Below are 13,449 nucleotides of genomic sequence, written 5' to 3'. Positions count from 1 at the left end.
CTCCCCCGCCCCCGCCCCCGCCCCGCCCCATCCCGGGGAACCATCCACATCTGTTCCCAATCGGGCGCGCCCGTTCCCGTAGCGGAACATCGGTGAATCGGGACGTATCATCCCAAAGGCACCTCCTGCAAAGACTTGGCTGATCCTGCGCAGTGGGCCGGACCTTGCCATCCGTGTGGGGGCAACCGTCCTGCCCCCACACGCTCTGGTTATGCCGCAAGCTTTTCGCATCGCGTTCGCCGACGACGACCCGGACCAGGGGTACCTGCTCTCATCGGTGCTGCGCTGCCGCGGGTTCGAGGTGCTCCCCTTCGCCAGCGGCGACGACCTGCTGGGATGGGCCGAGCGCGACAGCGGCCGCGCCGACGCCGTCCTGCTGGACAACGACATGCCCGGCCGCGACGGCGTGGAGTGCTGCCGCGCCCTGCGCACCCTCCCCGCGTTCGCGAGCATCCCGATCGCGTTCGTCACCGGGTCGCGCGCGCCCGAGCTCCACTCGCGCGCCCACGATGCCGGGGCGAGGCAGGTGATCGACAAGGACGAGACGATGCTGGAGCGGCTGATCCTCTGGCTCGACGAGTCGCTGAGCGGACCGCGCTGAGATTCGTGCAGCGAGGAAGCGACGGGGGCGGACCGGATGACCGGTCCGCCCCCGTTTTCGCCATGCCCCGCGGTTTCAGGCGGCGGCGTTGAAGCCGTCCCACTTGCCGCGCAGCCGGTCGAACAGGTCGCGGACGGGCGAGCCGGCCGGGCCGCCATCCGGCCCGTGCCGCTCGATTATAAGGCGTAGGAGCGAAAAGGTGGCCGTGGCCGCACCCACGCGCTCCAGCGTGGGGAGCTGCTCGGGGGAGTCGAACCAGAGGGTGGTCGACATCGTGTCCACACGGCACACGTCGTCCACCAGGTGTTGCGACGGGCGCAGCCAGGGGACCTCGCCGTACAGCTTAGGATGGGGCTCGTCGAGGCCGTAGAGCAGGATCATCGCCCGCTTCTTCTCGTAGCGAGCGTTGCCGAAGACGCTGGCCTGCACCAGCCCCCTCACCCGCTTCATGAACACGTTGGAGGTGAGGGAGATCAGCGACAGGGCGCGCAGCTCCACCAGGACCGTGGCCTCGGTGAGCGTCAGGTCGCGCAGATCCTTCCAGGCGTGGGCGATCTGCACCTGCGTGCGCAGCCGCGTCCGCACGTCGAGCGCCGTCCGCCGCGCCTCTATCAGCGCCGCGATGGTGGCAATGCACAGGATGCCCGGCACCACGTACACCAGGATGTCCTGCCACTGCCATCCGTTCCCGAGCTTCTCCCGCCACGCGTGCACCCCCAGCGCCACCACCGACGCCGCCGCCAGCACGAAGAGCAGCCGCCCGGCCCACGCGGCCATCCGCAGCGTGAACCATCCGCGTCGTGGCGCGGGAGGAGTGACGTAGAGCGCCGCCTGCCGCGTGTTGGTGTCGGAGATCAGCAGGGTGTCGGCCTCGCCGTGCTCGTTCGCGCGGAGGACGCTCTCCACCCCCTGGTTGTCGTAGATGCCGCCGTCCATCAGCGGGAGCGCGGGCTCGAACTTCGTCCCCAGCTCCTGCCGGACGCGCTCCAGCACGCCCGGCGCCCAGTGGAACTCGTCGGGGAAGAGAATCGGCTCGAAGCCGCCGGGGAAGCACGAAGATGCCCCCACCACGTCCGCCAGCCTGATCTGCGCGGCCACCTCGCGCGGCACCGGGAAGTTGCCGTTGCCGATCTTCACGCGGGGATTCGGGCTGCGGCGGAAGCGGAAGTCGAGGCCGCCGCGGAACTCGGTGGAGTTGAAGATGATCTCCGCCGGGATCCCTTCGCCGTCGAGCACCTCTCCCAAGCGCCGGTCGCCCAGGAAGTTGGGCGCGGCGTACACGGCCGCGGCGCAGCGGATCAGGCTCGGATTCGAGCGCACCTCCCCGCCCGGGTACGACGTGAGCCGCTCCAGCGCCTCGCGCACCACGTTGGTGGCCGTCAGCCACGCGCGGAACTGCTCGCGGAACTCTTCGAACGCCACCCCGTCCAGCAGCGACACGACCCACTTCATCCCCACGATCGTCCCGCCGGAGACGGTGGAGAGCGCTGCCACGTAGCGCAGCAGCCCCACCTCGCTCAGCAGCCCGAGCACCCCCAGGTGGAACCCCGCCGCCCGGTACCCCCCGCCGGACAGTGAGAGGCCGATCGGGCCGAGGGGTGCGTCGGGGTCGTTGCGTATCTCGGTTGGTTGTTGAGCGGCGAGCGTGGCAGGCGTGGTGTCCATTGGGGAAGGGGACTCCGGAGGGTTCGGCTGGGGATGGGACGGAGGTCAGGCACATGGCCTGAAGGCCGCGGCTGGAATCGGATCAGCCGCGCAAGGTGCGTCCTCGAAGCCGCGCGAGACAAGACTCTTGATGTCCCGCGCGGCGCCCAACCCGTGACCGGCACACCCGCCCGCTGGCGTCACTCCGGCGGATCACCTCCGTCGAATCCGCAGTTTTCGGCCGTCCACCGCCCGCACTCCTCGCGCGACGCAGGGCCGAAGACCTGTGAGTAGATCGCGGGATAGAGCGCGTTCTCGGGCAGGACCTTGCACCCCTGGTGCTTCTCGCCCTCCGATCCAGTCAGGGCGATCACGATGAACCGGTCGCCTCCCGGACCCGCCGTGAAATCCAGCTCGTGGCCGCAGCCACCCTCGATCTCGAACCGCTCCCTCCGCCTCGCCCCGATGACCTCGATCCCCATGGAGCCGATGATTCCGGTGAGCGGGATCGTTTCCTCGAAGGGGACGATGCGGTTCAGGCAGATCCCGTGCGGCAGATGCCCCACGACCTCGATCCCCCAGTACTCGGGGCAGCGGATGTAGATCAGCGGTGAGAGCGCGACCTTCATGTTGCTGCACGGTTTCCGGCCCGTGACGGTCAGGAAGTACGTGCCGGGAATGAACCCCGGAGTGACGTGGGCCGAGTCGAAGTCCAGCAGCCGGTAGCTTTCGGCCGCGGGATGCGAGTCCGGGCGGTAGTCGGTCATGGCGGTCTTTCCGGAAGCAGGTGGACGCGAGCCCGGCGCGCCGCCGGGCCGGGAGACTGCGGGTGTGCTTCGCTATGGATGGACCGGTCCCGCGTTTTTCCCGCTGGTGATGCCCCGGCGAACTGCACCAGTGCCCGATACCGTTTCTCCAGCTCCCTCAGCCCACGCTGGACAGCGCGGCTGACTCGTCGCCGTTACTTCTCGCAGATGACGTGCACCGCCGAGGGTGCGTTGAGGTAGTCGTCCCAGAATTGCTCGCCGCGCTTGTGTACCGAATCCGGAGGGGCGAGGAAAGGCTCGATCCGGCATGTGCGGAAACCCGCGGTTCGGAATGCCTCCTCGTACACTCTCCAGGGCCACCAGAAGAAGTCGAACTCCACCGTCTTCTCGCCGAGGAACAGCGTGCCGCGGAGGTTGGCTCCTTCGCGCAGCGTCTCGTCCAGGAGGCGAAAGCTGAAGCCGTACTTGCGGTGGTCGACGACGGGCTCGGGCGGCCGGAGCGGATTGGCGATGCTCCCCACGAAGTGCTGGCCCGGCTCGAGGTTGTCGTAGACGGTCTGCGCCATCCTGTGCAGCCGCTCGCGGCTTTCCGCATGGTGCAGGAGGTAGGCGGCCGTGACGCGGTCGAAGGGGCCGAGGGGAAACAGCGTCGCTGGATCTGAGACGAGGTACCCGATGTGGAGAGGCCGAGCCTCTTCCTCCTGATACGCCAGCGCGATCATCTGCGGTGAGATGTCGACGCCCACCACGCGCGCAGCACCCCATCGCTTGATGAGGCGCGTGCCCATCCCGTCGCCGCAGGCCAGGTCCAGCACGGAGAGACCGGTGAGGTCCCCCAGGCGGCGCCGGAGCGAGTACCACTCCGCCTCGCGCAGCGGCACGGCGGCGGAGATCTTCTGATAGTCCAGGGCGATGTTGTCGTACTGTGTCACGCGCTCCTCATCGGATTCGTCAGCGGACATCGAACTTGCGGCCCCAGAATGTAGCTGGAAGGGTGTGCGGCGCCAGACGCGGGCTGCTACTACAGCCATGCGGTCTCACGCAGGGTGCGCGCGCCGTCGGCGGATCACCGACATCCAGATGTAAATATCCTCAGATGGCGCCCCAAGCCGCAGCCAGCACGAGATTGTTGCGGGCGGTCCGCACGTCGAACTGCTCTGGATCGTAGTCTTGCGCCCAGAGGCGGTATGTCCCGTGCTCGGGGTGACGGGGATCTGCAAGGGCCTCGAGCATCTCCGCATACCCGTGGGGCCCGCCGCAGTCCTCGGGCGGCCCCGCGCGCTCCCCCGCGTACAGCACCGGCAACCCAGCGTCGCCGTCGATCGGCGCGGCGATGTAGACGCCCTCCATTTCGATCACGTGCACCCAGTTGTCACCAAAATCGTACGTGTAGCGGAATCGCGCGTCGTCACTCAACCCGAGGTCACGCAGCCGGACGACCGTCGTGTCTTCGTCCTCTGCCTCCTCATGTGGCGCTTCGAAGCGGCGCTCGCCGATCCTGAAGCTGTACAGGTGGTAGTCGAGCCACCCGAACGCCATCTGGATAACGCGGTGCAGTTGGTGGAGCGTGTACGCGTCCGGCACGCGTACGCGGCGCCAGATCGGCGGCTCGATGCGCGCGAGAGCGATGCGGAGCTGCAGCAGCCGCGGTTTGGGCTTGCGGCCGCGGCGAGCGGGCGGGTGTGGAGGATTCTCGGAGATCATGCGATGGAAGTAAGCGGCGGCGGATCACACTCGGATTGGAGCGCACGTCCCCGCGGGGGTGCGACGTGAGCCGCCCCAGCGCCTCACACACGACGTTCGTGGCTCAGCCACGCGCGGAACCGCTCGCGGAACTCGTCGAACGCCACCCCGTCCAGCAGCGACACGACCCACCGCATCCCCACGATCGTCCCGCCCGAGACGGTGGAGAGCGCGGCCACGTCGCGCAGCAGCCTCACCGCGCTCAGCAGCCCCAGCACCCCCAGGTGGAACCCGCCGCCGGTACCCCCGCCCGAGAGCGAGAGGCCGATGGGGCCGAGGGGGCGCGTCAGAGTTGGAGGGGAGCGCTGGGGTGGTTGCGTCGAGGAAGCCTGAGGCCGGCATCGGAGCGGAAGGCCGGGGGACGGGTGGCGCGGAACAGAACGCGCCGGGATGCGTGTGCGCATCCTGCAGCGCGACGCAGCGGCTGTCAAGCCGCGACACTCGGCGCCGCGGTGCCCGGCGGCGTGCCCAACCGCCGTTCGTCGCCATTGGCCTCGGGGAGGTGACGAACCCGGCAGGTTCCAATCCGCGGCGGTTGGTCGCAATCAAGATCCTTGCGTTTCGCCTCGGCAGCGTGCTACGTAGAAAAATGTCAGAATGCGCCCGGTGCCTTGAGCAAAATCTCCTACAATCCGTCGCTCGTCAGATGGCTTCTCTTGTGTCAGGGACAATGTCATTCAGGAGTTTTTATGATTTCGGGATTGCCTGTTTTCACAATCGTATTCGGCTGGTGCTTGGTCCTTTCCAGTTGCAGTGAACCCTCTCCCGAATTCCACGCGAGCCCCGGTTCGCCGCTCGGTATCGTCACCTTCGCGGGAAACATAAACATCCTGCACACGTTCGGCGACGGAAGCGTGGAGCGCGCCCCGCAAGAGACGCAGGCCATCACGCGCCTGCTCCTGCTTTACACGGCGCGCCGCTTGGACGAGAGCGGAGTGACGATCCGCGGTGTGTCCCGCGCGACGCTGCAAAGCGGACTTGACGCCTCGCAGCTGATGGACCTGGACCAGGAGGATCTCGGCTGGGTCCGACACGTGAGGGGGCGTGCGATGTACGTAGGAGTGGGCTCCGGGATGGCGGTGCTGCAACCCTCCGACTCCATCGAGATCGCCCGCATCGCCTCCGTGGACCGCGTCCCAGCCGCGTTGTGGGCGATCAGCAGCTACGAGTGGAGTACCGGCGGCTGGCGTAGCGAGCTGCCATTCGGCCGGACCAACTGGCGCTTCAAAATCCGAACAGCGCTGAAAATCCTGGATCAGGAAGGCCGGGAGCGCTGGCGCGGCCAGGTCTCGGCCGAATCAGGGCCGGAGACAGGATCGGGAAGGAACTACGTGCTGTATTCTTCCACCGCAATAACCGACGCGCAGGCGAAGGACCTGGTTGAAAGCGCCGTTGAGAACGCATCGAAAGGGATCGCGCAAAGAATCACCACACTTTATGAAGGTGGAAAATGAGAAAGCTTCGTGGACTTCTGACCTCCGGATTCTGGGCTCTGCACCGGCATCGGACGTATTTCGTGAAGTGGAGCTGGTTCGCGATCGGCGCACTCGTAGTGCTGTCCGTGTACCTGTGCTCTGAGGTACGGCTGGGTTTCAGGAATCAATCCCTCACTGAGATCTCCGCCGCGGAACTCGCGAGCTTCGCCCCGAGCGAGGGAACGGAGGTTCGGATCGATGCGGACTTCAAGCTGGCGGATTACTGGGTCGGAAAAGAAAGGGACGCTGAAGTCTACTACACTCTTCTGGACGCGGGCACCGGATCCGTTCTCGTCAAGAGCTCGCTGCCCGCCCAGCGCCGCACGGCACGCGTGCACGGGACGTTCGAGCGGCTGGATCCACAGGTAGGCGCCGCCATCGCCAGGAGCTTTCCAAGTGTGCCGCAGGTGGTGCTGAACCTCGGGAAGCGGCCTTTGCCCCTCTGGTTGAGCGTTCCGGGACTGCTGCTCGCCATCCTGGTGCTCATCCACGCCGTGGGCGTACTGGCCGGCTCGTACGGGTTCAAGGAAAGACCACTCCCGGCGAACGCCAGGGCCGTGGCAGGTGAGGGCATGAAAGCGGTGCTCGCCCGGCCGTATCTGCGCGTGACCTGGGCGAACCTTTCCCTTGGAGATCTGGAGGCAATGGCGATCTTTGGCGACGATGCGCTCCGCATCGCAACCGCCGTGACCCGCACGTGGGAGGTCGCTAACGCTGAGTTTGAAGGCAGCAGCCGGACGATTGACATAAAAATTCCCTTCCGTGACCTTCGGGAGTTGAAGTTCGGGAGTATCCCGGTGGGGTTGAAGGAACTCCCCGCCCTGGTGATCCAGGGCCGCAGGAAGGTCGTGGTTTTCAGCGAAGCCCTGGATCCGCTGATCACCACGATGTTCCTCGTTCAGGCGCTTCGAGCCGCAGCGATGCGCGGTGGGTCGCCCTCCCACAGCAGCCGCCCCGTCGCGTCTGCGCAGTAGGGGCTGTGCGCATATTGGCTGCCGGGAAAGTGTTGATCATCCACACGGCCAGACCCTGACACCTCTGTACCGCAGCACGACAGCCGCGGCTCGCGACGCGGCTGTCGTGCGTTCGAGGCGGCGGGTCGTACGAGCTAGCGGCACTCCTTCAGGCTCAGGAGGTTGTTCGGCTCGCTACTGTCCGCGTCCGTCTTCAGGTACTTGACCCCGTTTCTGGTCGCGACGACCACATCGACCTCCTTGCCGCCCTAGCTCACGTAGTACGACTCAGTGCCGCTCTCGATGGTGCTGATGGCGGCTTCCTGCGTATGCTTCCATCCCGCGCCCGATGTGGGTGATGCGCTCGTACTTGCTCTCGCGGTCGTTCTTGTTGATGCACGTGATCTGCTTGGCCATCTTAGCCTCCGGTGTGTAGCGAGAAAGACGGGGCTACTGCGTCATCACTCCTGTCGGACGGGGACTCCGTTTTTCCGCGTCCGTCTTTCCCCCGCCCGCACACCACCTATATTCCCGCTCCGACCGACAACTCCGTCCGGCACCACGCGCCGGCTCGTCCGACCGCGGATGGGCCGGCGCGCGCACGCACAGACAGATGCCCAGGCGCACCGACCTCTAGAGCATCCTGATCCTCGGCTCCGGGCTCATCGTAATCGGGCGGGCGGCTGAGTTCGACTTTAGCAGGATGCGGGCGGTCCGTGCGCTGCGCGAAGAAGGGTAGGCGCGATCCTGGTCGACTGCGACCCGGGCACGATATCCTGACTGCGTTACCCCTTGCCGTGAGCCGGTGCGGGCCGTTGATTGGCGTCGTAGCCACCAGCCGTCAGACCAGTTCCGAGCGCGCCGATGTCCCTGAAGCGAAAGATGAGCCGCAGGAGGGAAGCGACAGGGCACTTGTTGGAGGTTGTCCACGACGCCCTGCCGCAGGCGTGGCATTCGCGGCTCGCCAGCGAAATTCGTGAGGCGATCCCCGGTCTGCACGCGCTGGTGCATGATGATCCGCGCGCGGCGGTTGCGGAGCTGCGTTCGTGGATCGAGCGTGAGCCGCTACCCATGTTCTATAACTGGCTGAGTGCCGCCCACAGCGCGCTCGGGGAGATGGATGCGGTTGATGAGGTTGTCGTTGAGAACTACCGCCGGAATCCGCATTACCTGTTTGCGCGCATCAACTACGCCGAGCTCTGCATCGCTGGCGGGGACCTGGCGGGCGCGCGAGAAGCGCTTGGAGACGGCTTCGACATCCGCCGTCTTCTCCGCGGCAGAAAGCGCGTTCACATCACCGAAGTGACGGGGTACTTCTACGCGGTCGGCCGTTACCACGTCGAAACCGGAGACCTGGATGCAGCGCACCGGGCGTACGAGCTGCTGAAAGAGGCTGCTCCGGACGCGCCTCCCACCAGGGCGCTCCGCCACATGCTGCGGTCGCGCCTGCGGGACACTCTCTCGAAGTAGCCCAGCGCCGCGTACGGCTTGGACCCTGTGCGGCATCCGCGCGCTCCTGGCCAAGCCGCGCGGCATCCTTTCCGTACCGCCTCGCGCCGCATAAATTCCCGCCCCGACCGACAACTCCGTCCGGCACCACGCGCCGGCTCGTCCGACCGCGGACGGGCCGGCGCGCGCACGCACAGACAGATGCCCAAGCGCACTGACCTCAAGAGCATCCTGATCCTCGGCTCCGGGCCCATCATCATCAGGCATGCGGCCGGGTTTCGACTACAGTGGGACGCAGGCCGTGAGGGCGTTGCGGGAGGAGGGCGTGCCGTTTACATAACTGTGCGGCACGCCCGAGCCTAGGGCGCGACAATTCTGCGCGCGACCAACCGGCGGTGGAGCTTACCACACAACGCTTGGCGAGGGACAATGGATGTGCCCTCGTCGCGGCTGCGCAAGAGTGACTCTGCAAGATCCCCTACGACGTACGCAGCGTCACACATATTGGGGCCTCGCGCTTGTGACCAGCCGTGCTGCTGTCCGAACGAGTGCACCCGTTCGTGCACCAAGGTGTTGGCGAGCGCGTTTTTCATGGTGGTGGTGGCTGTCACGTAGGATGGCGAAATTTCTGTGATCAGCGCGCAAGAGGGGCTGAATGGGATACACGCCGTCGTTACCGCGGTAGTGGGAGGGTAGGACACTTCACTTACGCCTATATCGTCTGAGCCATAATTCCCCTCGGCTTCAAATCGGTTCAGCAGCCAAGCAATGGGCGCCCGGCGCGCGGCGCGCGGGAGCAAGCGGCGCCGTTTCCGACCCCATTCTATCTCACCTGAAACCTCCATTTCACGTAGGATCGTTAGGAAGGCCGTATCCGAGGTTATTCTGTTGGCTTGCGCAATAGCTTCTGCCAGCAGTGCCCGCTGGGATGGGGTGAAGTCCGCCTCTGATCCAGAGACGGGCATCGCTGTATCGGCCAAGCGTTCCGCCGGCTGTCCAGCCAACGTGACGTGATCCGCGGCGGAACTGTCGCTGGTCGACTCTGAAAAGGTCGCGCAGCTGGCGAGGGATAAAGCTACGGTAATTGATATAACGGACCGTTCAATCATCTGTGCACCTCTCCGGTGAGTGTGGAACTCCGTGCATCGTGATTGGGGCAGATCGGATGCAGGCACAAACGCGAAGCCAAGACAGGCGTTGAGATGATGCCGCCGAAGGTACATAGCTAACCAATCTCGGGCCGTCGGAAAATTACTGACCAGTCAATGCTCTACGCACTGCGAAAGGTCAATTCGCGAGTTCGATCAGCGGCCTGTCGATTTTCACTGAGACGGACGGACTCCGCCGCGGACAGAAGAAACTGCCGGCCCTCGACTGCCAGCTTAAACGCGGCTCACCAGCCCGGTGCCGCAGGCATCCGAACGCACTGAGTGGATGTGGTCGTTCGGCTGCAGCTCTGAGTGAGATAGCCGGTGCATGCAGGAGGAGTAGCAAACCGGCAGACGTGACCACCGAAGCAAAATTGTTGCATTTCCCACAACTCCGCGTAAAAAGTATGGACACGATCCACTCCGAAGTATTAGCTGCGGTCGCTGGAGAAAACAAGATTTAGGTGACGGCTGAAGCAGGAGGTAGGGCACCCCGTCCCAAATACCTCACGCCACATTCATGGCGCGTCGGCCGGAACCTGAACCATTGCCCTAGGTGATCGCGTCCTTTCCACCCGCTCCCGCGCTCCCTATATTCTGCCCCGACCGACAACTCCGTCCGGCACCACGCGCCGGCTCGTCCGACCCCGGATGGGCCGGCGCGCGCACGCACAGACAGATGCCCAAGCGCACCGACCTCAAGAGCATCCTGATCCTCGGCTCCGGGCCCATCGTCATCGGGCAGGCGGCCGAGTTCGACTACAGTGGGACGCAGGCCGTACGGGCGCTGCGGGAGGAGGGGTACCGCGTGATCCTGGTCAACAGCAACCCGGCCACGATCATGACCGACCCCGACCTCGCCGACGCCACCTACATCGAGCCCATCACCCCCGAGTGGGTGGAGCGGGTGATCGAGAAGGAGAAGCCCGACGCCATCCTCCCCACCATGGGCGGGCAGACGGCGCTGAACGTGGCGCTGGAACTCCACGACAGCGGCGCGCTGGCCAGGCACGGGGTGGAGCTGATCGGCGCCAACGCGCGCGCCATCCGCATGGCGGAGGATCGAAGCGAGTTCTCCAAGGCGATCTCGCGCATCGGGCTGCGGCTGCCGCACGGGGGGTTCGCGCGCTCGCTGGACGAGGCGCTGCGCATCGTGGAGGACACCGGCTACCCCGCCATCATCCGCCCGTCGTTCACCATGGGCGGCACGGGGGGCGGGATCGCGTACAACCGCGCCGAGTTCGAGGAGCAGGTGCGCCGCGGCATAGACCTGTCGCCGGTGAGCGAGGTGCTGGTGGACCGCTCGGTGATCGGGTGGAAGGAGTTCGAGCTGGAGGTGATGCGCGACGGGGCGGACAACGTCGTCATCATCTGCTCCATCGAGAACTTCGACCCCATGGGCGTGCACACGGGCGACTCCATCACCGTGGCGCCCGCGCAGACGCTGACCGACGTCGAGTACCAGAAGATGCGCGACGCCGCCATTGCCATCATCCGCGAGATCGGGGTGGAGGCGGGGGGGTGCAACGTCCAGTTCGCCGTGAACCCGGCGGACGGCGAGCTGCTGGTGGTGGAGATGAATCCGCGCGTGTCGAGGTCGTCGGCGCTGGCGTCGAAGGCGACGGGGTACCCCATCGCGCGCATCGGGGCGAAGCTGGCCGTGGGCTACACGCTGGACGAGCTGCCGAACGCCATCACGCAGACCACGCCCGCGTCGTTCGAGCCGGTGCTGGACTACGTGGTGGTCAAGTTCCCCCGCTTCGCCTTCGAGAAGTTCCCCGCCGCGGACGCAACGCTCGGGGTGCAGATGAAGGCGGTGGGGGAGTCGATGGCCATCGGGCGCACCTTCAAGCAGGCGTGGCAGAAGGCGATTCGCGCGCTGGAGATCGGGCGCAGCGGCTGGGAGACGGGATCGCTGGCCGACGACCGCGTGCCGGACGAGACGGACGAGTCGCTGCGCCGCGCGCTGCGCCGCCCCACGCCGGAGCGCGCGTTCCAGATGAAGCGCGCGCTGGAGCAGGGCTTCTCGCAGGAGGAGGTGTCGTCGCTGACCGCGGTCGATCCGTGGTTCGTGGCGCAGCTCGCGCAGCTTGTCGACGCCGAGCGGGCGTACGCGGCGCTCCCCGAGGTGACGCCCAGCGAGATGCTGCGCATGAAGCGCTTCGGCTTCAGCGACGTGCAGCTTGCGCGTCTTCGCGGCGAGACCGAGGATGCGGTGCGCGAGCGGCGCTGGGGGATGGAAATCCACCCCATCTACAACCGCGTGGACACCTGCGCCGGCGAGTTCCCGGCCATGACGCCGTACCTCTACTCCACCTACGCGGAGGAGAACGAGTCCGAGCGCTCCGATCGCCGCAAGGTGGTGATCCTGGGGTCGGGGCCCAACCGGATCGGGCAGGGGGTGGAGTTCGACTACTGCTGCGTGCAGGCCGCGCTCGCCCTGCGCGATGCCGGGTGGGAGTCGATCATGGTCAACTCCAACCCCGAGACGGTTTCGACGGACTTCGACGTGTCGGACAAGCTCTACTTCGAGCCGCTGACGCTGGAGGACGTGCTGGAGATCGTGCGCCTGGAGCAGCCGGACGGCGTCATCGTGCAGCTCGGCGGGCAGACTCCGCTGAAGCTGGCCGAGCCTTTGGAACGCCTGGGCGTCAAGATCATCGGCACGCCAACCGAGGCGATCGATCGCGCGGAGGACCGCGAGCGCTTCGAGGCGCTGGCCCGCGAGCTGGGGGTCAAGCAGCCGCCCAACGGCCTGGCCGTCTCGGTGGAGCAGGCGGCGGAGATCGCGGAGCGGGTGGGCTACCCCGTGCTCGTGCGCCCCAGCTACGTGCTGGGCGGGCGGGGGATGCGCATCGTGTACGAGGAGGAGGGGCTGCGGCACTACTTCGCGACGGCCGCCAGCGTGAGCCATGAGAGGCCCGTGCTCATCGACCGCTTCCTGGAGGACGCCTTCGAGGCCGACGTTGACGCGCTGTGCGACGGCGAGACGGTAGTGATCGGCGGGGTGATGCAGCACATCGAGGAGGCGGGGATCCACTCCGGCGACTCGGCGTGCGTGCTGCCGCCCTTCATGCTCACCGACGCGCAGATCGCGGAGATGCGCGAGCACACCCGCAGCTTCGCGCTGGGGCTCGGCGTGATCGGGCTGATCAACGTGCAGTACGCCGTCTACGGAGGCGTGGTGTACGTGCTGGAGGTGAACCCGCGCGCTTCGCGGACGGTGCCGTTCGTCTCCAAGGCGACGGGGGTGCCGCTGGCCAGGATCGCGGCGCGGCTGATGGTGGGGGAGAAGCTGGCGAGCTTCGGGTTGCCGGAGGAGATCCCGGTGGGCGGGGTGGCGGTGAAGGAGGCCGTCTTTCCCTTCAACAAGCTCCCCGAGGTGGACCCGCTGCTCGGCCCCGAGATGCGCTCCACGGGCGAGGCGATGGGCTTCGACGACTCGTTCGGGATGGCGTTCGCTAAAGCGCAGATCTCGGCGGGGACGCACCTTCCCAAGGACGGCCGCGTCATCATCACCGTGAACGATCCGGACAAGGCGACGGTCACGCCCATCGCGCGGCGGCTGCACGACATGGGCTTCCGCATCGCGGGCACCGAGGGCACCGCGCGCTACCTGCGCAGCCGCGGCGTGCCGTGCGAGCGCGTCTTCAAGGTGAACGAGGCGCG

11 protein-coding genes are annotated in these 13,449 nt (G+C 66.5%); 5 read left to right on the top strand and 6 right to left on the bottom strand.

Annotated features, from left to right (window positions below; all coding sequences use genetic code 11):
- Positions 1 to 211 precede the first annotated feature (211 nt).
- Positions 212 to 601, top strand: a complete 390-nt coding sequence (locus tag VF647_13020; GenBank protein HEX8453016.1) for a response regulator — start codon at positions 212 to 214, stop codon at positions 599 to 601.
- Between the two features lie 75 nt (positions 602 to 676).
- Here VF647_13020 and VF647_13015 read toward each other — a convergent pair whose 3' ends face one another.
- The 5 genes from VF647_13015 to VF647_12995 form a co-directional block, all read right to left on the bottom strand.
- Positions 677 to 2,266, bottom strand: coding sequence for a patatin-like phospholipase family protein (locus VF647_13015; GenBank protein ID HEX8453015.1), 1,590 nt, complete (start codon positions 2,264 to 2,266; stop codon positions 677 to 679).
- A 179-nt stretch (positions 2,267 to 2,445) separates the two neighbouring features.
- Positions 2,446 to 3,012, bottom strand: a complete 567-nt coding sequence (locus VF647_13010; protein ID HEX8453014.1) for a hypothetical protein — start codon at positions 3,010 to 3,012, stop codon at positions 2,446 to 2,448.
- A 194-nt stretch (positions 3,013 to 3,206) separates the two neighbouring features.
- Positions 3,207 to 3,974 (bottom strand): class I SAM-dependent methyltransferase, encoded by a 768-nt coding sequence (locus VF647_13005; GenBank protein ID HEX8453013.1) that lies wholly within the window; start codon positions 3,972 to 3,974, stop codon positions 3,207 to 3,209.
- Positions 3,975 to 4,104: 130 nt separating this feature from the next.
- Positions 4,105 to 4,716: a plasmid pRiA4b ORF-3 family protein gene (locus tag VF647_13000; protein ID HEX8453012.1), complete on the bottom strand. Its 612-nt coding sequence runs from the start codon at positions 4,714 to 4,716 to the stop codon at positions 4,105 to 4,107.
- A gap of 83 nt (positions 4,717 to 4,799) precedes the next feature.
- Positions 4,800 to 5,159 (bottom strand): hypothetical protein, encoded by a 360-nt coding sequence (locus VF647_12995; GenBank protein ID HEX8453011.1) that lies wholly within the window; start codon positions 5,157 to 5,159, stop codon positions 4,800 to 4,802.
- 285 nt (positions 5,160 to 5,444) lie between these two features.
- Here VF647_12995 and VF647_12990 point away from each other — a divergent pair, with 285 nt between their 5' ends.
- Positions 5,445 to 6,209 carry a hypothetical protein gene (locus VF647_12990; GenBank protein ID HEX8453010.1) on the top strand — a complete coding sequence of 255 codons (765 nt, stop codon included), beginning with the start codon at positions 5,445 to 5,447 and terminating at the stop codon, positions 6,207 to 6,209.
- On the top strand, positions 6,206 to 7,204 hold the full coding sequence (locus tag VF647_12985; GenBank protein HEX8453009.1) for a hypothetical protein: 999 nt from the start codon (positions 6,206 to 6,208) through the stop codon (positions 7,202 to 7,204). Before VF647_12990 ends, VF647_12985 begins: the two co-directional genes overlap by 4 nt.
- Positions 7,205 to 7,471: 267 nt before the next feature.
- Here VF647_12985 and VF647_12980 read toward each other — a convergent pair whose 3' ends face one another.
- A complete protein-coding gene (locus VF647_12980; protein HEX8453008.1) occupies positions 7,472 to 7,600 on the bottom strand; it encodes a hypothetical protein in 129 nt (42 codons plus the stop codon).
- A gap of 447 nt (positions 7,601 to 8,047) precedes the next feature.
- On the opposite strand from VF647_12980, the gene VF647_12975 reads away from it, so the two are divergent.
- Complete coding sequence (locus VF647_12975; GenBank protein ID HEX8453007.1) at positions 8,048 to 8,653, top strand: hypothetical protein; 606 nt, start codon at positions 8,048 to 8,050, stop codon at positions 8,651 to 8,653.
- 1,806 nt (positions 8,654 to 10,459) lie between these two features.
- Positions 10,460 to 13,449 (top strand): carbamoyl-phosphate synthase large subunit (gene carB / locus VF647_12970; GenBank protein ID HEX8453006.1); only part of this gene is annotated, 2,990 nt, incomplete at its 3' end.

It is taken from the genome of Longimicrobium sp., from assembly GCA_036387335.1.
GTDB lineage: Bacteria > Gemmatimonadota > Gemmatimonadetes > Longimicrobiales > Longimicrobiaceae > Longimicrobium.
This window is presented reverse-complemented; position numbering and strand designations above follow the sequence as displayed.